The sequence below is a fragment of the Vulcanisaeta distributa JCM 11216 genome (genome assembly GCF_001315985.1).
GTDB lineage: Archaea > Thermoproteota > Thermoprotei > Thermoproteales > Thermocladiaceae > Vulcanisaeta > Vulcanisaeta distributa_E.
In genome coordinates, this window is sequence record NZ_BBBI01000003.1 from 38927 (window position 1) to 60330 (window position 21404).

The 21404-nt window shown below is 45.3% G+C and carries 32 protein-coding genes and 4 pseudogenes; 20 read left to right on the forward strand and 16 right to left on the reverse strand.

Going from position 1 to position 21404, the window contains the following annotated elements; translation table 11 throughout:
* Positions 1–33 precede the first annotated feature (33 nt).
* A complete protein-coding gene (locus JCM11216_RS03360; RefSeq protein WP_054853303.1) occupies positions 34–603 on the forward strand; it encodes a stage II sporulation protein M in 570 nt (189 codons plus the stop codon).
* On the opposite strand, the gene JCM11216_RS15880 is transcribed toward JCM11216_RS03360, so the two are convergent.
* Entirely contained in the window at positions 600–836 is a 237-nt protein-coding gene (locus tag JCM11216_RS15880; protein ID WP_243675043.1) for a hypothetical protein, read from the reverse strand. The two genes, JCM11216_RS03360 and JCM11216_RS15880, sit on opposite strands and share 4 nt — an antisense overlap.
* Before the next feature lie 149 nt (positions 837–985).
* Positions 986–1498, reverse strand: a complete 513-nt coding sequence (locus JCM11216_RS15885) for a hypothetical protein (protein WP_243675044.1) — start codon at positions 1496–1498, stop codon at positions 986–988.
* A 147-nt stretch (positions 1499–1645) separates the two neighbouring features.
* Between JCM11216_RS15885 and JCM11216_RS15890 the strand changes: the two genes are divergently transcribed.
* Positions 1646–1807: a zinc finger domain-containing protein gene (locus JCM11216_RS15890; protein WP_243675045.1), complete on the forward strand. Its 162-nt coding sequence runs from the start codon at positions 1646–1648 to the stop codon at positions 1805–1807.
* Positions 1808–1819: 12 nt separating this feature from the next.
* Here JCM11216_RS15890 and JCM11216_RS03370 read toward each other — a convergent pair whose 3' ends face one another.
* On the reverse strand, positions 1820–2089 hold the full coding sequence (locus JCM11216_RS03370) for a hypothetical protein (protein ID WP_243675046.1): 270 nt from the start codon (positions 2087–2089) through the stop codon (positions 1820–1822).
* A 237-nt stretch (positions 2090–2326) separates the two neighbouring features.
* On the opposite strand from JCM11216_RS03370, the gene JCM11216_RS03375 reads away from it, so the two are divergent.
* On the forward strand, positions 2327–2917 hold the full coding sequence (locus JCM11216_RS03375) for an NAD-binding protein (RefSeq protein WP_243675047.1): 591 nt from the start codon (positions 2327–2329) through the stop codon (positions 2915–2917).
* Between the two features lie 25 nt (positions 2918–2942).
* On the opposite strand, the gene JCM11216_RS03380 is transcribed toward JCM11216_RS03375, so the two are convergent.
* The 3 genes and pseudogenes from JCM11216_RS03380 to JCM11216_RS03390 all read right to left on the reverse strand — a co-directional run bounded on the left by JCM11216_RS03380 (position 2943) and on the right by JCM11216_RS03390 (position 5040).
* Entirely contained in the window at positions 2943–3755 is an 813-nt protein-coding gene (locus JCM11216_RS03380; protein ID WP_054853305.1) for a mechanosensitive ion channel, read from the reverse strand.
* 53 nt (positions 3756–3808) lie between these two features.
* Positions 3809–4265: pseudogene (locus JCM11216_RS03385) on the reverse strand (universal stress protein).
* Positions 4266–4284: 19 nt separating this feature from the next.
* Positions 4285–5040: a Dna2/Cas4 domain-containing protein gene (locus JCM11216_RS03390; RefSeq protein ID WP_054853306.1), complete on the reverse strand. Its 756-nt coding sequence runs from the start codon at positions 5038–5040 to the stop codon at positions 4285–4287.
* Positions 5041–5134: 94 nt separating this feature from the next.
* Here JCM11216_RS03390 and JCM11216_RS03395 point away from each other — a divergent pair.
* The 6 genes and pseudogenes from JCM11216_RS03395 to JCM11216_RS15910 all read left to right on the forward strand — a co-directional run bounded on the left by JCM11216_RS03395 (position 5135) and on the right by JCM11216_RS15910 (position 8323).
* A pseudogene (locus tag JCM11216_RS03395) lies at positions 5135–6147 on the forward strand (ROK family protein).
* 24 nt (positions 6148–6171) lie between these two features.
* Positions 6172–6375 carry an NAD(P)-binding protein gene (locus JCM11216_RS15895; protein ID WP_243675048.1) on the forward strand — a complete coding sequence of 68 codons (204 nt, stop codon included), beginning with the start codon at positions 6172–6174 and terminating at the stop codon, positions 6373–6375.
* A 1-nt stretch (position 6376) separates the two neighbouring features.
* On the forward strand, positions 6377–6919 hold the full coding sequence (locus JCM11216_RS15900; protein WP_243675049.1) for a hypothetical protein: 543 nt from the start codon (positions 6377–6379) through the stop codon (positions 6917–6919).
* Complete coding sequence (locus JCM11216_RS15905; protein WP_243675050.1) at positions 6913–7455, forward strand: hypothetical protein; 543 nt, start codon at positions 6913–6915, stop codon at positions 7453–7455. Before JCM11216_RS15900 ends, JCM11216_RS15905 begins: the two co-directional genes overlap by 7 nt.
* A gap of 49 nt (positions 7456–7504) precedes the next feature.
* A pseudogene (pth2, locus tag JCM11216_RS03405) lies at positions 7505–7872 on the forward strand (peptidyl-tRNA hydrolase Pth2).
* A 4-nt stretch (positions 7873–7876) separates the two neighbouring features.
* Complete coding sequence (locus JCM11216_RS15910) at positions 7877–8323, forward strand: class I SAM-dependent methyltransferase (RefSeq protein ID WP_243675051.1); 447 nt, start codon at positions 7877–7879, stop codon at positions 8321–8323.
* A gap of 252 nt (positions 8324–8575) precedes the next feature.
* Here JCM11216_RS15910 and JCM11216_RS15915 read toward each other — a convergent pair whose 3' ends face one another.
* The 3 genes and pseudogenes from JCM11216_RS15915 to JCM11216_RS15925 all read right to left on the reverse strand — a co-directional run.
* Complete coding sequence (locus JCM11216_RS15915; protein WP_243675135.1) at positions 8576–9013, reverse strand: aldehyde ferredoxin oxidoreductase C-terminal domain-containing protein; 438 nt, start codon at positions 9011–9013, stop codon at positions 8576–8578.
* A gap of 31 nt (positions 9014–9044) precedes the next feature.
* Entirely contained in the window at positions 9045–9665 is a 621-nt protein-coding gene (locus JCM11216_RS15920; protein ID WP_243675136.1) for an aldehyde ferredoxin oxidoreductase C-terminal domain-containing protein, read from the reverse strand.
* A 153-nt stretch (positions 9666–9818) separates the two neighbouring features.
* Positions 9819–10377, reverse strand: a pseudogene (locus JCM11216_RS15925) (aldehyde ferredoxin oxidoreductase); the annotation flags it as partial.
* Between the two features lie 92 nt (positions 10378–10469).
* Between JCM11216_RS15925 and JCM11216_RS03420 the strand changes: the two are divergent.
* On the forward strand, positions 10470–11120 hold the full coding sequence (locus JCM11216_RS03420) for an enoyl-CoA hydratase/isomerase family protein (RefSeq protein WP_243675052.1): 651 nt from the start codon (positions 10470–10472) through the stop codon (positions 11118–11120).
* A 244-nt stretch (positions 11121–11364) separates the two neighbouring features.
* Here the strand turns inward: JCM11216_RS03420 and JCM11216_RS03425 are convergent, their stop codons facing one another.
* Positions 11365–11649: a hypothetical protein gene (locus JCM11216_RS03425; RefSeq protein ID WP_054853307.1), complete on the reverse strand. Its 285-nt coding sequence runs from the start codon at positions 11647–11649 to the stop codon at positions 11365–11367.
* A gap of 62 nt (positions 11650–11711) precedes the next feature.
* Between JCM11216_RS03425 and rpl12p the strand changes: the two genes are divergently transcribed.
* Entirely contained in the window at positions 11712–12056 is a 345-nt protein-coding gene (gene rpl12p / locus JCM11216_RS03430) for a 50S ribosomal protein P1 (RefSeq protein WP_054853308.1), read from the forward strand.
* Between the two features lie 38 nt (positions 12057–12094).
* On the opposite strand, the gene JCM11216_RS03435 is transcribed toward rpl12p, so the two are convergent.
* Positions 12095–12979: a DUF2208 family protein gene (locus JCM11216_RS03435; RefSeq protein ID WP_054853309.1), complete on the reverse strand. Its 885-nt coding sequence runs from the start codon at positions 12977–12979 to the stop codon at positions 12095–12097.
* Positions 12980–13128: 149 nt separating this feature from the next.
* Between JCM11216_RS03435 and JCM11216_RS03440 the strand changes: the two genes are divergently transcribed.
* The 5 genes from JCM11216_RS03440 to JCM11216_RS03455 all read left to right on the forward strand — a co-directional run bounded on the left by JCM11216_RS03440 (position 13129) and on the right by JCM11216_RS03455 (position 16447).
* The gene (locus tag JCM11216_RS03440) at positions 13129–13722 is read left to right on the forward strand and encodes a hypothetical protein (RefSeq protein WP_243675053.1); all 594 of its coding nucleotides are present in this window, start codon (positions 13129–13131) and stop codon (positions 13720–13722) included.
* Between the two features lie 80 nt (positions 13723–13802).
* Positions 13803–14519, forward strand: a complete 717-nt coding sequence (locus JCM11216_RS15930; RefSeq protein WP_243675054.1) for a site-2 protease family protein — start codon at positions 13803–13805, stop codon at positions 14517–14519.
* 32 nt (positions 14520–14551) lie between these two features.
* Positions 14552–15043, forward strand: coding sequence for a site-2 protease family protein (locus tag JCM11216_RS15935; RefSeq protein ID WP_243666255.1), 492 nt, complete (start codon positions 14552–14554; stop codon positions 15041–15043).
* A gap of 44 nt (positions 15044–15087) precedes the next feature.
* On the forward strand, positions 15088–15546 hold the full coding sequence (locus JCM11216_RS03450) for a hypothetical protein (protein WP_243675055.1): 459 nt from the start codon (positions 15088–15090) through the stop codon (positions 15544–15546).
* 46 nt (positions 15547–15592) lie between these two features.
* Entirely contained in the window at positions 15593–16447 is an 855-nt protein-coding gene (locus JCM11216_RS03455) for an N-glycosylase/DNA lyase (protein ID WP_243675056.1), read from the forward strand.
* Here the strand turns inward: JCM11216_RS03455 and JCM11216_RS15940 are convergent.
* From JCM11216_RS15940 to JCM11216_RS03465, 4 genes are all read right to left on the reverse strand, one after another.
* Positions 16414–16578, reverse strand: a complete 165-nt coding sequence (locus JCM11216_RS15940; RefSeq protein ID WP_243675057.1) for a hypothetical protein — start codon at positions 16576–16578, stop codon at positions 16414–16416. The two genes, JCM11216_RS03455 and JCM11216_RS15940, sit on opposite strands and share 34 nt — an antisense overlap.
* Entirely contained in the window at positions 16571–16711 is a 141-nt protein-coding gene (locus tag JCM11216_RS15945) for a hypothetical protein (protein ID WP_243675058.1), read from the reverse strand. The genes JCM11216_RS15940 and JCM11216_RS15945 overlap by 8 nt, the downstream gene beginning before the upstream one ends.
* On the reverse strand, positions 16701–17090 hold the full coding sequence (locus JCM11216_RS03460; RefSeq protein ID WP_054853311.1) for a DUF126 domain-containing protein: 390 nt from the start codon (positions 17088–17090) through the stop codon (positions 16701–16703). Before JCM11216_RS03460 ends, JCM11216_RS15945 begins: the two co-directional genes overlap by 11 nt.
* A 136-nt stretch (positions 17091–17226) precedes the next feature.
* A complete protein-coding gene (locus tag JCM11216_RS03465) occupies positions 17227–17853 on the reverse strand; it encodes a peroxiredoxin (protein WP_243675059.1) in 627 nt (208 codons plus the stop codon).
* A 190-nt stretch (positions 17854–18043) separates the two neighbouring features.
* Between JCM11216_RS03465 and JCM11216_RS03470 the strand changes: the two genes are divergently transcribed.
* The gene (locus JCM11216_RS03470; RefSeq protein WP_243675060.1) at positions 18044–18730 is read left to right on the forward strand and encodes a hypothetical protein; all 687 of its coding nucleotides are present in this window, start codon (positions 18044–18046) and stop codon (positions 18728–18730) included.
* A gap of 555 nt (positions 18731–19285) precedes the next feature.
* Here JCM11216_RS03470 and JCM11216_RS03475 read toward each other — a convergent pair.
* Entirely contained in the window at positions 19286–19531 is a 246-nt protein-coding gene (locus tag JCM11216_RS03475) for a LysR family transcriptional regulator (RefSeq protein WP_243675061.1), read from the reverse strand.
* A 370-nt stretch (positions 19532–19901) separates the two neighbouring features.
* Here JCM11216_RS03475 and JCM11216_RS03480 point away from each other — a divergent pair, with 370 nt between their 5' ends.
* The 3 genes from JCM11216_RS03480 (at position 19902) to JCM11216_RS03490 (ending at position 21376) form a co-directional block, all read left to right on the forward strand.
* Positions 19902–20507, forward strand: a complete 606-nt coding sequence (locus tag JCM11216_RS03480; RefSeq protein ID WP_243675062.1) for a twin-arginine translocase subunit TatC — start codon at positions 19902–19904, stop codon at positions 20505–20507.
* A 141-nt stretch (positions 20508–20648) separates the two neighbouring features.
* Positions 20649–21035 (forward strand): HEPN domain-containing protein, encoded by a 387-nt coding sequence (locus JCM11216_RS03485; RefSeq protein ID WP_054853312.1) that lies wholly within the window; start codon positions 20649–20651, stop codon positions 21033–21035.
* Positions 21011–21376 (forward strand): nucleotidyltransferase domain-containing protein, encoded by a 366-nt coding sequence (locus JCM11216_RS03490; RefSeq protein WP_243675063.1) that lies wholly within the window; start codon positions 21011–21013, stop codon positions 21374–21376. Before JCM11216_RS03485 ends, JCM11216_RS03490 begins: the two co-directional genes overlap by 25 nt.
* Positions 21377–21404: the final 28 nt, after the last annotated feature.

The following is a 21404-nucleotide window of genomic DNA, read 5'->3' on the forward strand; positions in this document are numbered from 1 at the left end:
TCCTCACATCAAAGCAGCGCTTTAGTGAGAAATATGACTGTAAGTATTAAGAGGGTTATTCTAATATATGCAGTTGAATTGCTGATCCTAGTGATAGTATCGTTGGTGGGTTTTTATCTAGGGCCATTATTCATTAGCCAATCAATGGTTGCATCATTACAAAATCAGCTAGAGAGCACCGTAAAATTAGGACCAAGTTACATTTTTCTACATAACCTGGCGATAGACACATTAATGGCAATTCCCGTAATCGGCCCATTCTTCTTCGTATTTGCATTGGCAACGACGGGCTTCGTATTAGGTATTTATATTGCATATGCCGTGAATTCTATAATCGTCCTTATAATAGCTCTCCTCGTAACAATGTTCCTTCCTCATGGTATTATAGAACTCCTGGCCTACGCATTCTCCACGGCAGGATCATTAACATTCACGAGAAACCTCATTAACTCATTACGTGGCGAGGGACGCATTGGTAGGAGCGAGGTTATAGCATTGATAATATATTATCTAATATCGATTGTGTTGCTCTATATTGCGGCAAATGTTGAGTATTTCGAAATAACGGCATTGAAGAACTTAATAAGAGTAATGACTGGTTAACCACTTAGATTTTGATATATGAATTTCTGGGTCATTAAGTTCTGTATAAGTATTGGTAGCTGAATGTTATTGCTTGTATCGTCATAGGCTCCGGTCACCGAGTTATAACCGATTATGAAGAGCGTTGGTAAGTTTGGCAGGTTAATGGGTACCTCATACGTGAGTGGCGTCGGTGCCAAGACCGGTTGTACGTAATAATCATTAATGATAGAGGGTATCACCATCTGATACATACTATTGGAAACGTAATGTCCATATTCACTCACACATTCTGTGGCGTTCAAGTTAATGCCCAGGTTATTAAGTATCTCCTGTATTGCGGATATGCTAGTGAGGTTTGCTACTTTAGTTATATTACTGCCTACGAATGAACCAATCTCACTTAGAAATAATAATGCATTATATCTATTAGTTGAGTTGTAATATAGCAGTAAGCCACGGAAGCTACATTCTCCTCAGCTAGTACAAGTGGTGAGGGCTGGCCCGAATAGTTGAAAGAACCTATGTTGAATACTATCTCATACTGAACAAGCCCCTTCTCTGAAGTATTGATCATGTAATTAGTATTAACAATCGAGAAGTTAGTGGCTGGAGGTAAGATAGGGTTATAGAATATCAATACCTTGATTGGTGCTGTATCTGGTCCATAAACTAAGCTGTAATTCTTGAAGGTATTATAGATGCTGCTTACTGTGGATGCATTGAGTAATTGAAAGTATGGAGGCCACACGATGATACCAGATGTACCAATGGGGGGGTACGTAATTATTGTTTCTCCACTATGTAGTTTTGATGGTGGTACGACGACTCTAGCAAGTAAAAAGTATGTCAATACCGCGGCCAGTATAATCACTAATACGAGTATCGCGTCATTTATTACCTTGTTAATGTCCATCTCGTTACCATAGGTGCCCGATTTATTAAGGATTACTCACGCATTAATAACGTTATAGAAATGCTTAAATTAGTGATTACCCCCCCACGGATACTCAATGTCGCTACCCAGGGTTGAGAGGCCAAGCCGGTACTCCATGGACCAACCGTGCCGGTGTGTAGTTCATGCGGTAAGCCAATTAAGCCATACGAGAGGGCAACCCACTTCCTATGCCCAAACTGTGGCAAAGCAGAGATTTGGAGGTGCGAGCACTGTAGGAGGACGGGAAACCCATACAAATGCCCAGTCTGTGGTTTTGAAGGCCCGTGATACTCAGCATATTCAACTATCCTGCTTTCTCCAGTCTGTGAATGGCCTTGGGAACAACTCACCTATGTTATGTCTAATTACTTTATCTCCGTGAACGATAATCACCTCCTCGACGCCAAACTCACTCATTACCTGGAGACAAGCTCCGCAGGGGGGGTATATTGGCTTATCTAGGTTTGAGGTCAGTACTATCGTCTTTATTTTCCTCTCGCCGTTGGATACGGCATTAAATATGGCGACCCTCTCCGCACAAACCGTGAGCCCAAGGGACGAATTCTCCACATTAACCCCCTCTATACACCTTACCGTCAGGCGTTATCGCCAGCGCACTTACCCTAACTCCGCTGTATGGTGCATATGAGTATTTCAACCCATCCTTAACAAGCTCCACCCACTCTCTTGGGATCACGGTTTATGACAAGGTAATAATGAATTTAAATAGTTCCTGCTTTAAGTTACGTAGTTGGTGGTTAATATTGAAGCTTGCCATAATAGTTGGAGCAAATAATGTGAGTGTTAATGTGGCTAAAGCTCATGGATAGATATGACGTGGTGATCGTCGACTCAAACGATGATGCATGCTCAAGGGCTTTCAAGATGCTTAAATCGTCGGCGCTTGTTTATAGGGGGGGTGATCCGAGTAGTGAGGATGTGCTTAATGAGGTTGGTATTGACAAGGCTGAGTTATTTCTGGCTTTGTCTGATAATGATGAATTGAATTATAAGGCATGCAGTATAGCCAGGGGTAAGGGGGTTCCATTGATAATCGCCAGGGTTAATAATAGGGATAACGTGGATTTGTTTAGGGAATTGAATGTAAATACCGTGATTGTTGAAGACCTAATATCAAGAAACATAGAGACCCTCATAATAAATAACATAGCTAAGTCCGTATTTAACGATCCATCAATAAATATAACATTCGCGGTAATTAGGATTAATGCAGGCTCGCAATTAATAGGTAAATCCATTAATGAGATAATTGATAATTATGGCGTTGCAATACCGTATGTAGTAACGTCGAGCGGCGTCACCAAGCCAAGTGGTGATTATATTGTGGAGGGAAATGATGAATTAGTAGTTGTAGGCCCCCTCAGAAAGTATCAATAAATTAATAGGTGACCTTGGCGGTTAATTACTCATTACTCCTAACATTATATCTTCTCCTAAGCTCCATTGATAATTCAAAGGTCTTATTAAGTATGGAGTACTTAACATCATCTATTGTCCTCAAATCCTTATATGTACCCCCCCTCGCCATTAACTCCACAAACCTGTCCTCAATCGCCGCGACGTCGACATGCGGATCTTCAATACCCAACTCCTCCATGTAGTCCGTGAGATCCTTGCGTAAATCCTCAATGAGCAACTCATTCTTAGGTACCTTAAACGGTATTCTAATTTCAATGCCTTCTGTGGGCGGTACTTTCCTAATAACGTTCTTAAGTATTAATGTGTATGGCACGTATATCAACTCATTACGTGAACTCCTAATTATTAGACCTATCGATGATTGCTTGATTATGTAGCCCTTAATCCCCATGACCTCCACGTGATCCCCAACATCCAGTGAGTAATCCTTAATGAGCCTGGTTATTTTACCCGTGAAGTACTCCTCAATTATTGGCCTAGTGCCTAGTATCAGTATTACAGCGAAAACAACAAGTAAGGTGCCAACGATCAGGTACTGCTGATAAACATAGGCTATTGCTGATAGTATTGTCACTATTAGCATCATCCTGAAGATGAACTTCGCGTTCTCAACATCACCCTTCCTCGAAAGTTTCACGAAGGCCCTAACCAACTTATCAAATGTGTAATCAAGCACGAAGTAGATGGCCACGGCGGCCACAAGCACGATGATGGCTGTCCAAACCCAACTAGGGACTAGGCCGCTTACTCCGCTACCAATATTACCTGGATTACTTGCATTAATTATTTCGGCCATACTATGAATATCAATAATGATTAAAACAATCCGTGTTTTAAGTCTAACCTCATTTAATGAACAACAAGAACGGGCCTATTAGCATACCTAACAACCTTCTCACTCACTGAGCCCAGGAGAAAGCGGGTCAATCCCCCCCTTAACCCCCCCTAGAACCAACTATTATTAAGTCGACGTTTAGGTTATTTGCAACATTTATTATGGTTTCAGCCGCGTCGGTGCCGACTTCAAGGAGACCTTCCACGTTGACACCGAGGTTTCTAGCACGTTCAACAGCCCTACTCAGCAAGTCCCTGCCCTGTTTTTCCATGGAGTCAATTAGGGCCGGGTACATTGATGAGTCGGGGGGGCTATCGTAATCTTGCCTTCCTCAATTACATGAATTATATAAAGCTTCGCATTAAAGCTCTTGGCAATGTTTATTGCGTAATCCAGGGCCTTATCACCGGCTTTCGAACCATCGTAACCAACCAGTATCTTTGTTATAAATGACACTGGCTTTGTATGCATGATTTATTAATAAGTATTATCAATCATCGGCACTGCTTATACTCATCATGGATTTGTTACCCCCCCTGTAAATTGCGTAGGTATTACAAATTGGCTTTAATTCACATCTAACGCAAAGAAGAGGATCCGGTGGCTCCATAGGCCAGCCTTGGTAATTCTCGATAGCCTTGAGTTCCATTATGACATTTTGGTACTCTCTTCTCAACCTATTTATGGGTAATGACTTAACGTCCCTCATAGTAACTAGGTATGCTTCCCTAATGGTTATGCCGGTTTCCTCAAGCATTAATACGTATGAAATCACCTGCTTAAGGTACCTCCTCTCCCTATCTTCATTGAGATTCCACGAACTCTTCAACTCAATAAGCCCCCCCCAAACCTCCTCTCCGTCAAACTCCCTCATATATACAATGTCCGCCCTACCCGAGGTATCCACAGTCTCTATACCACTTTCGATCTCCACGTGAACCCTGGGATTAGCGAACTTAAACCACTCTTGGTAAAGGTCGTGGATAGCCCTACCCCCCCTGGCCAAGCTCCTTATGCCCTCCATATTCGTTATTGTGCCAAACCTAAGCTTTATCAATGACTTAACAAAGCAATCGTTACTGAAGAAGGACGGTGTGGCCTTACCCGTGGCCTTATCCACGAGGAATAAGTCATCACCAATGACCTGGGCATTCCTCAACATCTCACTCACGTACTCATCAGTCTTCCTCCTAATCTCATCCTCACTCAATACATCAGCTATGGGCTTTACGACCAACTTAACCATAATATGCAATAAAGCCATACTTAAATCCCTTTATAAATCCATCAATTATGCCCAATTAATAACTTAAAAGTGCATGCATCATTGAAGACCTGATATGGTGTATGTGGGTGTTGATGTTGGCGCGACATACATAAGGGTTGGGCTTGTGAACGAGGATGGCCAAGTTATCAATAAGGTGAAGACGAGACAGCCAACAAGTGGTGATGAGAATACTGTGGCTAACGTAATCATTAAATCAATAAGGGATTTAACGGGGTGGGGGGGTGGCATTGATGGTATAGGTATTGGCTCCATAGGCCCGTTAGACTTAAGGGAGGGTATTGTGCCCTGGGCGCCAAATGCACCAATTAAGAGGTTTAAACTCGTGGAGCCAATAATTAAGGAGTTCAGGGTACCCGTGGTCCTAGGCAACGATGCGATGGCGGCCGTGTGGGGGGGCGAGTACCTATTCGGTATTGGTAAGGGCATTAGTAACCTCGTCTACATAACCCTTAGCACCGGCATTGGCGCTGGCGTTATTGTTGATGGCCACCTACTCGTTGGTAAGGATGGCAATGCCCACGAGATCGGCCACGTGGTAATTGACGTGAACTCAGAGATACAATGCGGTTGTGGCGGTTATGGGCATTGGGAGGCCCTTGGTTCGGGGGGGGCTAACATACCGAGGGTCATTAAGGAGTTTATTAGGGGGGGAAGGTCGTATGGGTCAAGGTTGTATGAAAGGCTTGTTAAAGGTGAGTATGTAAGTACTGAGGAGGTATTTCAGGCTTATTATGAGGGGGGGGATGAACTAGCCAGGGATTTCATTGATAATTACCTAATGAAGGTGCACGCGGCTGGCTTGGCCAGTGTAATGAATGCTTACGACCCAGAATTAATAGTGCTGGGGGGGGTTCAATGGCCCTTAATAACATGGATTTATTTAGAAGGGGGGGAATTGAAAAATACCTAAAGAGGTACTTAGCTGTTAAACCAGCACGTATTGAGTTTACTAGGTTTGGTGATGACGTAGGTGTCCTGGGCGCGGCGGCGTTGGCAATAAAGGTACCTGAGTCATTAAGGACCTACGCAGAGCAATACAGGAAATTCCTTAAGCTAAGTTATTAAAAGTCACGGGTTCCCACATACTTTGTGGTTGATGCTGTCATAATCGGCGCAGGGCATAATGGATTGGTGGCGAGTATAGTCCTGGCCAGGGCCGGGCTCGATGTACTCGTTCTAGATCACGTAACTTGGCCTGGGGGGGGCTTGGCTGGTTATCACGTTGTTGGTGGCGTTGAGGTGCCCATAGGGGGCCTACGTACTTGGCCTAATACCCAGCGACTTAATGGGTGAATTGGGGGGGGTAAATATTGATCAGTACAAGCCGGAGCCTATAGCGGTTTACGTGAAGGACGGTGAATTAGTTAGGTGGTGGAGGGGGGGTTTTGAGGATAGGGTTCGCGAGTTCAATAGGTGGGGGGGCCTTGGCGATGACCTAAGGGCTATGTGGGGGGGTAAGATCGTGGGTTTCCATAGGGCATTACGTAAGTACATATATAGGTTAGACCCGCCGAGTAGGGATGAGTTACTCAATGACCCAGCGCTGGGCGAGTTCCTTAGGTTGAGGAGTTGGGAGTTCCTTAGCCAATACCTGCCCAGGGAATTTTGGGGTATGTTCATATTCGAGCCTTACCTAGACCAGCCAGCCTTCATGGTTGGTTACTACAACCCCGACACCGATTGGTGGTTCCCCCCCGCCAAGGATGGTGAGGTTGGTATGCAGGTCTTTGCCCGTGAACTATACAATGCCGCCCTGAGGGCCGGTGCCAAGGTAGTGCTTGGCCTGGGTGTTAGGAGAATAATCGTTGAGGGTGGGAGGGTCAGGGGGGGGTGTTGACAGATGATGGGAGGATTATTGAGGCGAGGGTCGTGCTTTCTACGGCGAGCCCAGTAAACACATTGATTAACCTGGTTGGTGAGGAGTACTTCGATGAATCGGTGATTGATAGATTGAGGAATATACCTCCAGGTGGTACGTCTAGGCTGGTCATTGTTAGTAATGGGCCAATTAAGTTGAAGGGCGAGTTGAATAATTACAGGGATTCAATACTGCAACTACCCTTTGGCGAGACGGTGGTTCATGGCAATTACTTAATAGTCACGGGTCTGCCAACTAAGGATGAGCTTAGTGACTATGTAAGTATTGATTGGTCTAGTATAAAGGCCTTTGAATTAATAACGCCGAGTGATTACGAGTCCACGTTCAGATTGGCCGGCGGCAACCTTAATCACTTGCCGATGACGGAGGATTACATGTTTAGTAATAGGCCCGTACCCGGCTGGGGGGGCTACTCAACGCCGATAAGGGGGTCTTTACCTGGGTGGTGCGGGTACGTGGCCTGGTGGACAGGTGACTGGGGTGCCTGGTTATAACGCGGCGAGGAAAATACTCAGTGATTGGAGCTCGCTGAGGTGACCGCCAGTGTATAAGCAAGTTATTGTGGTTAGGACTGACCTCGGGATGTCCTGTGGTAAGACGGCTGCCAGGTGGCTCATGGTGCTGTTGGGGGGGCTGTGCTTAGGGTTCTTGAGGATGGTAAGAGGGATTGGCTTGAGTGGTTTAGGGCTTGGGAGTCCTCTGGGCAAAAGAAGATTGTTTTGATTGCTAACTCACTAGATGAATTGCTCAGGCTTAAGGAAAGGGCGGAGAAGCTGGGCCTGCCGACATTCCTCGTGGAGGATGCCGGCCTCACGGAGTTACCTCCGGGTACAATCACCGTACTTGCGATTGGGCCTGGGCCTGAGGATTTAATTAATAAGGTCACTGGTTCGTTGAGGTTGTTAAGGTGATCATGTGAGCTTATCCCAATTCTTTAAGGACGTGATGAATAAGGTCTTTGCATACTCAAATTATGAGCTGGTAAATACGGTTATCACACTCTTCCAACTAAGGAAACTTAGGTATTGGGCCTTTCAGGAGGTACTGCACTCAATACGTGATTGCAGTGGTTACTTACTTGACCTTGGTGCTGGTGACGGCTCAATGACCAGGTTCGTAATAAATAACGGCCTTAAGCATAGGCCAATAATATTACTCGACCCAGCAATTAGTGGTCTCAAGTCAATGAGTAATCTACACTCTGAGTTGGTTGATAGGGTTGTTGGCGTTAGTGAATACCTGCCGATTAGGCAAGGGTCGATGTGCACCGTGTACACGTCGTTCGCACTGAGGCAATTCAGTAACAAGCCACTTGCCCTACTTGAGGTACGTAGGTCCTCAGGAGGGGTGGTTCATTCATAGTCCTCGAGTTCTGGAGACCCGATAATTCGCTAACCTATGCCGTCCTACTGTTTTACCTAGTGTTTGCATTGCCATTGTTGGTATCTATTGTGGCGCCTAGGGAGGTTTGGGATTACGCCACAATGAGGATTACGGTTAGAGGCATTGGGGGGGTATTTCATGGCTGAGGAGGTTAATTGAGGATTTAGTCGGCTACACCATATCTTACAGGACTTACCTAGGGATATTCCTACTAATAAGGGCTGTGAGGACCTAGGATTGAGACAGTATCTTTAGCCTGACGAGTGTATCCTGCCTAGGCCTACCAACCTCGTCATAACCCCCCCTAAGTTCATAATACTTCCTGACCATGAACGACCACTCCTCCTCAGTAACCACGTACTGCCTGCCCTCATACTCAACAGGCTCCCTCAACCACCTCGGTGGTAACCTATCCTGCTCAATAGTGGTACCATTCATGTACCTATGAAGCACGATAATCCTCTGGGCAGCCTCCCTCAACTCATCAACCGTGTAGTTAAAGCCCGTCACCGCATTCAAGACATCCCTAATGACATCCCACGTATATACCGCCCTACCGAACTTACAAAGGAGCATTGAGTCGTACAAGGCATTCCTCTCCTCAATATCCATTACAGCCCTAACCTTCTCCTCACCGGTGGCGAACCTACCACCCGCCTGACCAGCAATATCAACGGCATAAGCACTAGACCATAGGTGATCAGCGCCCCCTCTCGGAAATAGCGTTGTTGAGTATCATGCCCTTAAGCGTCCTTGGGTCATAGGCAGCCGGCTCAAGGCCCTTAACATGAATAGCCAAGTCTTGTACGCCTAACTTCTCGGCAATGGCCTTAGTGCCCAATGCGGCTAACTCACCAAGCCCGCGCCTATAGGCAGTGTCAATTATTAGGCGCCTAATACCCTCATAATCACCCCCCCACCTTGGCGCGCCCTTAACAATACCTCTCTCACCTAGGTATATTAGGAACGCTATCGTGTTTCCGAGACTTATCGTGTCGAAACCAAGCCTATCGGCGAGCTCAGCAAGGTCGATGAGCCTCTGTGGGTCGTGAATACCCGTTAGGCCTCCAAGGGCCATTGTTGTCTCATACTCAAGGTCGTACTCGCCATTGCTTGATCTAACGACTTTATGACAAGCCACTGGGCAGTATAGGCAGGCGCCATGCTTAATGAAGTACTTTGGCTTTAGCACCTTCTCCCACGATATGTCCTCCCAATTGGGCATGACAACCCTGGTCCAGTAAATTGATGGGAAGAACCCCCCCATGCCATTGCCAACGTCTATAAGCCTTACAGTGCCGCCCTGCCTATACGGTATCATGCCTGGGTTCGTGACGGCTTGCCTACCTAGGTTCCTAACCAAGTCCTGGTAGGCCTTATCATCGGCCACATCCACGGCCTTGCTAACGGGTATGAAGGTTATGGCCTTCACGCCCTTACTACCCATGACAGCCCCCCCAGCCCCCCCAGTACGCCCAAACTGCCTCCACTCCTCATGGCCAATGCACGCATATGGCACCTTATTCTCACCGGCAGGCCCAATCGTTAAGACCGCCGAATCCCTAAACTCCCTTTTAATGGCATGCTCGGTCTCCACCGTGTCCATGCCCCATAACTCCCTCGCATCTCTAAACTCAACCTTACCATCACTAATCACCAAATGAACAGCCTTGGACTTACACCGGTAATTACTACGGCATCAACACCGGCATACTTCATGTACGCACCGAGCGTCCCACCAACAGTTGAGTAACTCCACCTATTCGTAAGCGGTGATTTAAATATGGCAGCGGCCTGGTAGCCAATGGCATTCTCGTACCACCTAGAGGCCCCCCCGTGGCTATTATCAACGGATTCTCAGGACCGTATGGATCAACACCGTTAAGGTTCAAGTTCAAATCAAAGATTATCTTTAACCCTAATCCCCCCCTGCCTCCTATGAATAGCCTAGCCACATTTTCATTAATGCCCTCAGCCCTCACCTCATTACGGCTCAAATTAATCCAAAGTATCCTACCCGCATAACCATGCATATCGACATTGCCTCACTTAATAACTGATTAATAAGGGCTTACTCAAACATTTTAATCCCGGTACTCATTTAAAATCAGCACCTCTTAACAAGATGTTTGTGGAGAAGACGTACTCCAATGGCGGTTGGTTAGTAAGGGTTAACAACGGCGTTGCCGAGGTCATAATAAATAAGCCGCCACTGAACCTAATAACGCTTGAGATGAGGAGGGACCTGGGCAGGATAATAAATGAGTTGGAGCAGGACGGCAACGTGAGGGTCGTGATTTTCGAAGGCAGTGGTGATAAGGCATTTAGCGCGGGCGGTGATGTTACGGAATTCCTAAACACCACACCCAGCGAATTAATTGATTGGGGCAGGACAATAGAGGCCGTGGAGAACCTCAGCAAGCCTACGATAGCCCTCCTCAGGGGCTACGTACTTGGAGCAGGCACAGAATTAGCCCTCGCCTGCGACATCAGGATAGGCACGCCAGACGTGGAAATAGGGCTTCCCGAGATAAGGCTTAGCATGACACCTGCAAGTGGTGGATTAACAAGGATTGTTAAGGCGCTCGGTGCTCTGCGCGCAAGGTATTACCTGCTCCTTGGCAGGAGGATTAAGGCTGAGGAGGCGTTGCAGCTTGGCTTAGTCCATGAGGTTGTTGATCAGGCTAAGGTTCATGATAGGGTTATGGAGATTGCCAGGGACTTGATGTCACTGTCACCGCTTGCGATTAAGGCGTTGAAGGAGGTCATTAGCTGATCCAGGACTCGCCAATGGAGGTTGGTTTCGACATTGAGAGGAAGACCTTTGCACTACTGCGATATAGCCAGGACTTCCAGGAAGGTATTAGGGCGTTTAAGGAGAGGAGGCAACCCAGGTTCCAGGGTCTATAATGCGGCGAAAGATTATTAAATCAATGTTAATACTGCTTAATTACCACACAGAGACCCGACGAGCGGGCCGATGAAGGTCGTGGGTTACCCCGGCCATATTTCATCCTTACTCATTTTAGGTAATTATCAAGGTCTTTAATTACAAGTCTTAAATCACCCGTAATTTCATAGGTAATCCTCTTCACATCGCCATTATTAATCACGTATATCTGCGGTATCCTCACTACCCCCCCATTATCAATCCCATACTTAATGATTAACCGCAGAGCCTCTTGGTCTTCGTAATTCATGGTCTCACAATCAATACCTGCCTTAATAAATTGTGAGCATAACGTGCTTAATTGGTCCTTGAAGTAATCCCAATCGGCCGTTACTATGACTATCTTCTTCGGCATCTATGACTTATTGAATTAAGTAATGTTTTTAAAGCGGTTTTCAATTGACATGTCGAGGAGGTATGGAGTACGTATATGCAGCATTACTGTTGCACTACGGCAAACAACCCATTAATGAGGAGAATGTAGTCAAGGTCTTGCAGGCAGCTGGGATACAGGTTGATGAGGTTAGGGTTAAGGCCTTGGTGGCTGCTCTTAAGGAGGTTAACATTGACGAGGCCATAAAGACGGCCGTCGCAATGCCTGTGGCCGCTGCCCCCCCTGCGGCTGCAGCCCAGGCAGGTGGTGCTGCGGCTGGTGGTGAGCAGAAGGCTGAGACTAAGGCGGAGGAGAAGAAAGCCGAGGAGAAGAAGGAGGGTCCGAGTGAGGAGGAGATCGCGGCGGGCCTTGCAAGTCTATTTGGCTGAATTAAGCATTGTCATCAAACTTTCAATTTTACTTAAAATTACTGAATAGTACCCTCCTCAATCTTAAATAGGGCCTTCATTGCCTTATCCCACAGGTCCCTTGGTGACTTATGGTAAATCCTTATCTTTGTGTATGGTAGTCCAGACAGTGGTTTTGAGAGTTGGAATTCGATGAATCTCCTCTTCTCATTAATCACTATCTGCTTGACTTGTATTGGCGACTTGAGTAGGTACATACCATCAATGAGCATAGCATCTCTGAAGATTATTAATTCCTTAGTCACTGTGTATGGGTAGTCTGTGATTTGAACGTTCATTGACATAAAGGGCATCCTCATTATCCTGAAAATCACGTACATGAGAATGAAGAAGACTCCGAAGTATATGAGGTAGTCAATGAAGTATGCGTAAAATAGGTTCGCCTCCTGAACCGTTGGTGTGAACCAGGGCTTTAAGTAGTAACCAATGTCCACCGTATCTGATATGTACTTAGCCAGTGCTATGAATGGCCCGGAAAGTACATACGTATAGAGTAGGAGTAAGCCTATTAGGACGACCATGAGTATCACCATGTTTTTCATCTGGGACTTAACGAACCTATTCGTTTCCTGAATGTACTCGGGATCCTTCTCCATCGCCTTCATGAAGTCATCACGGGTTAACTTCTCCACGGCGCCGGACTTCGTCATCTTCATGTACTCCTCAATCTCCCTAAACCTAACCCTAGTGCTCCTAATGCCTATGGCTATGGCTATTCCAAAGAATATGGCTAAATAAGCAATTACTATTATCCAGGTTATAGACGTTTCATGCGCAATGTTACCCCCCCAGGCACCGACTATGGCGAAGACTAGTACGAACGCTATAGGCCATACATACCTAAATACCTTATTCCAGGTACCGCCCTGTTGTTGTGGGTACATCTCGGGTTTCCTTAACTCTAATGCCCATTTAAAACTTACCAAATGCTGGGTGATGTGCGAGGAAAGATTTATTTCCCGCATTAGCTATTGCCCTAGCGGAAATGAATGCTAGTAATGAATTAGTGATAAATGTGATTTGTGATAATGAGGTGAAGGCGCCCAATGTGAATGGGGGGGATAACTCCATATCCTTACTGGTCAATAATGAGTTAATGATTGATACATGCTCAAGCACTAGTAAGTTAATTAGTAATAGTAAGGCGTTGGGCATTAGCATTAAGCCTAAGTTACTGGTCATAACGACACCAGTTAATCATCACTGGGGGGGTGGTATTGATGCCATCAATGGAGTATCCACAGTAGCCATACCCGTTGACAACACAATGCACGGCTTTGAACTCAGAAGTAAGCTTTATGAGTTAGGCCTTGACGCTCTTGAGGTTGATGGTAAGGAAAGAATTAAGCTCGCTCTAGGACCCGTAGAGCTTATTAGGGTCGGTAATAAAAGGGTTGGCGAGTTACTCATTTATTTCCCCAACCATAAGCTACTGGTGAGTGGTTGCGGGTTAAACCTATGGCTCATTGATGATGATGAAATAACGAAGTTCTTCGGGGAATTGGGCGTTAGGTACTTCGTGGGTGGTTTGGGGGCCACATCAATAAGTGAATACCAAGGCGCATTATTGAGGGACATTATTAGGAACCTAGGCGGGGGTTTACCCACTACATGGTACCGGTCCTAGGCTCAGGAGGGAATTGGTAAGTAATTGCAGGAATGCCCATGATGCTGGTACAGGTTCTGTACTGAGGTTTAGGTGATGCCATGCAATACCTAGGCCTGTTAATAGTCATTGCCGCCTGGTTCGTAATTGTTGGGATAATATACCTGCTTAGGAGTCTCGGTATCAATGTGCCCGTGAAGGTTTACTACGGGGTATTCATAATGCTTAGGGATGAGGAGTTGGTTAAGGAGGTGATTGCACCGCTCGGTAACCTACTGCGTAGGTTACCTAGTTGGTTAGTCATAGCACTGACTGTAGGCTTCTTCTCCATTTCCATGTTTATAATTGTACCAATACCACTGACAATCATGGGCATAAACGCGTGGGGGGGCTTACCATCAATGCTCTACCTAATGTTTAGGAACTTAATTCTAATGGTCATAGCCATGATGCATAGACTAAGCCCAATAGAGACTGTGAGGAGCGGCTTCACCCCACTGGCGCCATTAATACCTGGCGTTACCGTGTCTCTTTACACGTTTATTTACATAATAGTCGCCATAGGCATTGGAATACTACTGCACGAACTTGCACATGGAGCCGTATCATCTAGGTACGGAATAAGGATAAAGTCAGGAGGAGCCTTTGCCCTCCTTTTCCTTGCCTTTGGTGGATTCGTTGAAATCGACGAGGAGGAATTAAGGAATAGGAGCATCCTAATTAGACTCGCGGTTTACTCGAGTGGTGTGTTCATGAACGTAGTACTCGCCTATGTGGCGGTGGCTATCGTAGAGCTAGCAATGATGAGCCTAAACTAACGCAGGACCTCCTGGGCACCACGGTTGTTTATGTGGTTAATTCCACGGATATAGCCCTTAGGAATGGTTATATAATAACGGCCGTGAACAACCAACCCGTGGCCAGTATTTACTCACTAATTTCGATACTGAGCTCAACAAACTCAAGTAGTGTCACGTTAACCATACTTAACCCGGCCAATGGCGCCATGTTCAATGAGGTCTTAAGTACGGGTAATTTGTCAATGTCTCTGCTTGGGTATTCGGCCTTGTATATAAGTCCGTGGGGTATCGTTGTTGAGAGTAGGTCCTTCTACAACCTAATGTTTTGGATATATACATTGAACCTAACCCTGGCGTTACTCAATGCCTTTCCAGCGTATCCGCTTGACGGCGGTCAATTCCTGGAGACATTACTTGCAAGTGTGATAAAGAATCAGGAATTAAGGAGTACATTTATGATAATAATATCAGTAGTGCTGTGGTCCCTCATAGGATTAACCCTGTACTACACGTTAGCAACCGGTTTGTATAGGTTGATTTAGGGTGCGTGATTCTTTAATAATCCCCCCCAACTAGGGTGTTGGTAATGTGCGGTAATACCATTGACCAGTCTAGGGACGTTAACATGAGGATTAGGAGGGGGGGCTTCATACTTGGTGTAATTGTTACGTTTCTACTATTCATAATGGGGGGGTTAACAAGTCTTGGCCAGGCCTTTGCCCTAGAGCCGAGGTATTACTACGTGATTTATGAATCTGGCGAGGTCATACATGTTGGTTATGTACCATTCTACATCTATATGTGGAGGGTTTCATCATTAATATTCCTTGCCTGGGTGATTACGTACGTAGCGTACATAATAAAGCCATCACAGGTTCTCGATTCTGCAGGTGTTGTATATGGCATCTCCTACGTAATCACCCACTACATTTACCTATTCACAATAGGCGCGCCGGTGATTATTTATCCCTTCACCTACGTGTTAATCACCGTGGGCAAGCCCCCCCTCCTTTACCTTGATTGGGGGGTCAAGTCATTGCGTTAATAACCATTTGGAGACTTTACTTAATTCGCAGGTTAATGCGGGGTTTATGATGAATAGCGTTAAGGAGAGAATAGCGAGTTTATTGCGTGGGCTCGGCATCAATTGGGTCAGGGGGGGATTCGAGGAGAGGGACCCTCAATACTTGACTGTGGCTAGATTATGCCGTGGATTTGGACATGATGTGGAGGTGGCACTAAGGTTAACTATACTTAATGCCCTAGTTAGTTATCAATTGGCTGGTAAGGGTGAGGATCACTGGAATTACTTCGCCAATTACTTCATTGGGAATAAACCCGTTAATTTATGTGAAGACTTCATTAATTACGTGATGAGTAGTAGGTACTTAGTTCGTTACAGGGATTCTAGGGTGAGGAGGATTAGGAATGTTTGCCCGCAAATAGCCAAGTTAAGCCTTAGTAGATATCTTAATGACTTATCATCGCTGTGGAGATTACTTTCGAATATAACAAAAACGCGCGGTGATGAGAAGACAATAGTGTTTGCCGTTAAGATGGCGTATTACGTGGGTAGGGCCTGTGGGCTTGAGGTTTTGGTTCCAATGGAAATACCAATACCCGTTGATTATAGGGTTACTGTAATAACAATATGTAGTGGGTTGATTACGGTTACGGTAAGCCCCCCCGACAATGCGGCTGACCTGGCTAGGGAGTTAATGACTAGGCGTAGGGCGGAGATTCAGCATGTGTGGAATGAGATTGGCAGACTCAGTGGCATACCGCCGCTTAACCTCGACTCCGTGGTTTGGGTTCTCGGTGGATTACTAATTAATTCCTCATTCAATATAGATAAGGCAATTAATGAAGCAAGGGCTCTCGGCGCATTTAATGAGAAGGTCTCTGAATTACTTCATTTGTTTGGTGGACGCTGTGTCGAGAGATAGACATTAATAATGATTTCCCTGGCCTCCCTATATATTTGTGAGTGGTTCTTATTTGTCTTAAATCTACGTATTAGCTCAGCCCTATCACCCTTAATTACTATGTAGCCGCTTGAGACGAGCCTATCAAGCATTGCCTTGGCATAGCCGGGGGCCGAGCCAGTAGGTCATCATCCTATAAACCTTCAGGTACTTAAGCTTGGCCCTACCATTCCTCAACTCAAGCTCCTCAAGCAGTAATAATGCCAGCCTCGCCTCAGGACTCATTGACATAGACCTCACCCCTATCCAGGTCAACCCTGGCAATGGCGCCACCACTAAGGTTCAGTATATCCCTGGGTAGGTTAGTCATTATTGGTATCTGCGCCATGACAGCCCCAATTATAAGCATCGTATCAGCCTTAACACTGAGTATCACCAGTGGAGCCTTACCATACTTACTCAGTTGGTACATAACGTAGGGACCCACGGTCGAACCCCTCGAACTAGGTATTGCCAAAACCTTACCCGCAATGCTTGCGTTAATAGGCCTTATGACGCCATTCCTGCCGTCAACATCGCCGAGGAAGGAAAGTGGTTCTCGATAAACCACCAACTCACCACTAACAATGCCATTTCCAAACAAGGTCTCTCCCTTGAATTTCATGCAGGTTCAAGATAAGCTAGAAATAATTACCTTAAAATGTTTTTAGGCGATTTATAAAGGCTCCATCATCACTCAATCCTAATCTTAATAATCCTCTTGGTCTCCTCAACCTCCTCCTTAGGCAACTCCCTATACGTCAACCACCAGGCATAGCCTTATACTGCTGAAGTCTCTTGGGAGCCTCCTCAACATGATGTGGCGGTGGGTTCAGTACATTCTCACCAATTATTTCATTGTACGGCCAATTCGCCGGCATGACAACTCCATACTTATCAATTAACTGTAGCGACCTAACAATTCTCAGTATCTCGGGTATATTCCTACCAAGTTCCAGTGGGTAGTATAGTATTGTCCTTATTGTTGCCTTGTCATCAACTATGAAGACTATTCTAACAGTAGTTGTACCCGACTCTGCATGTAGTCCTCCCAAGACCTTTGATACATTGCCCAGCGGATCGGCGATTATTGGAAATGGTATCTTAACGCCAAGGGCCTTCTCAATCCACTGAACCCACTCAATGTGGCTAATGTCAGTATCAACGCTTAAGCCTATTAATTCCGTATTTAGCTTCTTAAAGTCGTCATAGTGCTTAGCAAAGCTCACGAACTCCGTGGTACATACTGGCGTGAAGTCGCCTGGGTGGCTAAAGAGTACGAACCACTTACCCTTGAAGGCATCCGGTAGCTTCATTGGTCCGTGGGTCGTCATTACATTTAGCTCAGGGAATTTCTCCCCCCCTATTGATGGGATTGTTATTGGCATACTACGGGTCAATAAATGACCATGTATTTAAATGAGGTTTCTTTGTTATTTTGAATTTACTAGACAAATAGTTAAATGATACATCGATTTACATATAATGAAGTTATGAATTACAGGTTCATTCGCATCATTTAAAATATACGTGTTGAATTACTTTAAATTAAAAAACCATTCGTTCAAATGGCGAATTATGAGTAATGAAGGCATCGCATTACTCATTATGTATGTTTTTATTGTATTCACGGTGATCCTACCATTAATGGCAATCCCAGTTGGTGCTCGATTAGGTTACTTCGGCATTTTCAACATACGTGCTATAATCAATGAGTACATCGACACCATGGTTTACCTGGTACCCCCCCTGTTAATATTAGGTGCCCTACTAATTTATAGATATGCGACGCCACTCGCCAGGGTCATCCTGAGTGATGTGGTTAGGGTTTATGAATCTCACGGCATTTTAGATATCTTTATCCGTAAAAGGCTACTTCAATTATACCTATTATTGTTAATACCAGCCTTAATTTCATACCTAATCAATGCGGGGGGGGTTATCAGGATCGTTGGTCCTAATTACATAATGCTTTACACAACGCCATTCACAAACTCATTTAATTTAATGCTCATGATAGTAGGCATTATCAACTTAGTATTGAGCACGTGGTTAATAACTAGTGTTTCTTATCTGCAATTGAGAATCGTCGCAAAACGCATAGTTAATAGATTAGGTAGTGCAATAGGCAGTACAGTGGGTATTGCGGCGTCTACGGGTACGGCAGCGTTTGTGGGTTCAGCGTGTGGGTTGGGTGTTTGTACGATGCCCATCTCCAGCGTTTCCCCCCATGGCTATGATCGTGATGAGCCTCTTCGATGTTAACGTCTTTGAATTAATTCATTATTCATTAATCATTCTATTATCACTAACATTAATTACCATAGCCTTACTATTGATTGTCCATAGAGGCATAGTTAAGGGTTCATAATGTTCATGGAGTTCTGCTGCTGAGAAGCCCAGTGTTGATCCTAAGGTTCTCGAGATTGCGGAGAGGCTTGGCATTGGCACGAGAGGTAAGAACGAGGAGAATTTGATTAAGGAGATTAATTGAAAACTGAGCAATAAGTTAATCGGTAACTCTTAAAATAAGCGTTTACTTAATCCTCGATAAGCAGACAGGACTATTCATCTTCTTATTCCTTCTAGTCTTACTCGCCTGGAAGCCCGAGACACTGCCCAAGATAGCCAGGGCACTGGACGTAGAAACCCAAGGAAAGACAAAGCAACAAATAAGGAAATTATCTAGTAATGGAAATTAATCATCATAAGCCAAATCCTTAAACCTCCGAGTTAGTTCCTGTGACCATTTGTTTGCTATTTGGTTCATTTCCTCGATTATCTCCTCGTAGTACTTTAGTAGTGCTTGGGCTTCCGGTGTTAGTTTTGCCCTCCCCCCCTACCCCCCCTGCCTCCCTTCCTTGCATCGACTAGTTTAATGCCCAGGGTCTTCTCCATCCTATCAATGTAATTCCAGACAAAGCGGTATGACATGCCAAGTTTACGGGCAGCACCACTAATCGAACCAACCTCATCGATAGCCTTGAGAATATCATAACCACCAGGGCCAATTACATGCCTACCACCAACCTCAACCCAAACCCTAAACCTAACACTCACAGACATACTAAACAAACACGTACATTAAATACAAAACTTTATCCTTTTTGAAAAAGGAATTACTGAGAGTCAATGATTTGGTTACATCATTTATCACTTATGTGAAATTACCCACAACACAACATTTCATTAATTAATAATGAGCAGCGAGGATAGGCCTCCTTATGATAGGGAATTGCCTCTTTGGGAGCATATTCGTGAGCTTGGGGGGGTTAACTTAGGAAGCCCTGATAGTCTTCGCCATCGTCTTCGCGGTGCTTTAGCTACTAACGCCTGACGTTAGCGGTCATAACATTGCAAAGGTCTTCATTGGATTCTTCACCATGGAGTACAACCTAATAATAGAGCATATATTTATCAACATTACATACGTAATGTGGTCCTGGCACTGGCGAGGTCTGTTTCCTGCACCAGTGGATATGTGGTTATTGGTAATTCCACCCAGCCCATAGGCATAATTTCGACGACGGTTCTAGGACCATTCGTATTCAGTGTTGAGCTTAGCATAGTTATCGCCCTCCTTGTCACAATACCCGTGTTTATATATGAGATTTACCAATACGTTAAGCCAGCCCTATACCCTCATGAGCTTAGGGCCGTTAGGAAATACGTGTGGATTGCCTCAATACTATTTTATTTGGGTATGTTCATTGGTTATTACTTCGTATTTCCAGCCTTCCTAAGGATAAGCCTATTCTGGAGTTGCCTGTTCGGCTTCGTGCATTTACTAACCACGAGTGGTTTCCTAGACACGTTCATAGCGACACTATTCTTTGCGGGTTTCCTCTTCGAAACACCCGTGATAATCGCCCTATTAACCCAGGCCGGCTTAATAACGCCGGACATGCTGTCGAGGAATAGGCCGTACATTTACTTCGGGGTTCTCGTGGCCATAGCCATAATAAACCCAGACCCAACATTAATAAGCACGCTGCTCTGGTTCATAATGTTCATAGCACTATTCGAGGCAGGATACATATAGAGCAAAACCATCTATAGGAACATGCCCAAGATGTGAAGCCGGTGCTTGCCATTATTGTAGCTAGTTATGGAATATCCGCGAGCCATTATAAATACTGCATGGAATGGTATTTTAAGCCCTGCATCCACTATTTAATGATTAATGGAACACCAAAAATGGCTTGCCCAGGCACTTAGGGACTTACGCACGGCGGAGAACTCCCTCAACTCCGGAGACTATTACGCCTGCGCATTCTGGTCTCAACAGGCTGTTGAGAAGGCGCTCAAGGCTTTGCTTATTTCGAGGGGCAAGGTGGTTAAGGGTCATGACCTAGTGGAGCTTGGCTATATAATCAGGGATGAGCTTCGCATTGATGTATCGCGAATAATGGACCACCTTAGGGAGTTAACCACGCATTACACGACCTCCAGATACCCCCCCGACGCAGCCAATGGGTTACCATACGAGGTATATACGAAGGGTAAGGCCAGGAGTGTTCTTGAGATGGCTAGGGAGGTGGTTGAATGGGTAAGGCAAAATCTGCAATAGAGAGTCAAGTCATACTGCTCAGGAGGGCCTGGGAGTTCGTGATTAGGGCGAGGTCTAGGATTAGTATTTCCGAGGTTTACGTGGTTGGTTCCAGGGCTAGGGGGGGTGATTACACGGACATGAGCGACATTGACCTAGTGATTATTAGTGACGATGTGAGGAGCATGGATCAGCTGGAGAGGAGGTTATTGCTTAAGGACTTCATCGAACCTAGGATTGAGTTCTTCATATACACCACTGAGGAGTGGAATGGTGAGGTTACGGCTTGGATAAGGCAGCTTAAGCGTGAGGCTGTTAAGCTCATTGACCTAATGAGGGCCTACGGCTTAAGCCCTGGGTAGGTATTGAGAAGATTTATAATAATATTTT

Bases quoted from the DNA above. Each gene is read 5' to 3' on its own strand.
- JCM11216_RS03360 (WP_054853303.1), top strand. From the start codon at position 34: ATGACTGTAAGTATTAAGAGGGTTATTCTAATATATGCAGTTGAATTG.
- JCM11216_RS15880 (WP_243675043.1), bottom strand. From the start codon at position 836: ATGTATCAGATGGTGATACCCTCTATCATTAATGATTATTACGTACAA.
- JCM11216_RS15885 (WP_243675044.1), bottom strand. From the start codon at position 1,498: ATGGACATTAACAAGGTAATAAATGACGCGATACTCGTATTAGTGATT.
- JCM11216_RS03375 (WP_243675047.1), top strand. From the start codon at position 2,327: ATGTGGCTAAAGCTCATGGATAGATATGACGTGGTGATCGTCGACTCA.
- JCM11216_RS03380 (WP_054853305.1), bottom strand. From the start codon at position 3,755: ATGGCCGAAATAATTAATGCAAGTAATCCAGGTAATATTGGTAGCGGA.
- JCM11216_RS03390 (WP_054853306.1), bottom strand. From the start codon at position 5,040: ATGGTTAAGTTGGTCGTAAAGCCCATAGCTGATGTATTGAGTGAGGAT.
- JCM11216_RS15920 (WP_243675136.1), bottom strand. From the start codon at position 9,665: ATGATACCGTATAGGCAGGGCGGCACTGTAAGGCTTATAGACGTTGGC.
- JCM11216_RS03420 (WP_243675052.1), top strand. From the start codon at position 10,470: ATGTTTGTGGAGAAGACGTACTCCAATGGCGGTTGGTTAGTAAGGGTT.
- JCM11216_RS03425 (WP_054853307.1), bottom strand. From the start codon at position 11,649: ATGCCGAAGAAGATAGTCATAGTAACGGCCGATTGGGATTACTTCAAG.
- rpl12p (WP_054853308.1), top strand. From the start codon at position 11,712: ATGGAGTACGTATATGCAGCATTACTGTTGCACTACGGCAAACAACCC.
- JCM11216_RS03435 (WP_054853309.1), bottom strand. From the start codon at position 12,979: ATGTACCCACAACAACAGGGCGGTACCTGGAATAAGGTATTTAGGTAT.
- JCM11216_RS15930 (WP_243675054.1), top strand. From the start codon at position 13,803: ATGCAATACCTAGGCCTGTTAATAGTCATTGCCGCCTGGTTCGTAATT.
- JCM11216_RS03450 (WP_243675055.1), top strand. From the start codon at position 15,088: ATGTGCGGTAATACCATTGACCAGTCTAGGGACGTTAACATGAGGATT.
- JCM11216_RS03455 (WP_243675056.1), top strand. From the start codon at position 15,593: ATGATGAATAGCGTTAAGGAGAGAATAGCGAGTTTATTGCGTGGGCTC.
- JCM11216_RS15940 (WP_243675057.1), bottom strand. From the start codon at position 16,578: ATGCTTGATAGGCTCGTCTCAAGCGGCTACATAGTAATTAAGGGTGAT.
- JCM11216_RS15945 (WP_243675058.1), bottom strand. From the start codon at position 16,711: ATGAGTCCTGAGGCGAGGCTGGCATTATTACTGCTTGAGGAGCTTGAG.
- JCM11216_RS03460 (WP_054853311.1), bottom strand. From the start codon at position 17,090: ATGAAATTCAAGGGAGAGACCTTGTTTGGAAATGGCATTGTTAGTGGT.
- JCM11216_RS03465 (WP_243675059.1), bottom strand. From the start codon at position 17,853: ATGCCAATAACAATCCCATCAATAGGGGGGGAGAAATTCCCTGAGCTA.
- JCM11216_RS03470 (WP_243675060.1), top strand. From the start codon at position 18,044: ATGAGTAATGAAGGCATCGCATTACTCATTATGTATGTTTTTATTGTA.
- JCM11216_RS03475 (WP_243675061.1), bottom strand. From the start codon at position 19,531: ATGTCTGTGAGTGTTAGGTTTAGGGTTTGGGTTGAGGTTGGTGGTAGG.
- JCM11216_RS03485 (WP_054853312.1), top strand. From the start codon at position 20,649: ATGGAACACCAAAAATGGCTTGCCCAGGCACTTAGGGACTTACGCACG.
- JCM11216_RS03490 (WP_243675063.1), top strand. From the start codon at position 21,011: ATGGGTAAGGCAAAATCTGCAATAGAGAGTCAAGTCATACTGCTCAGG.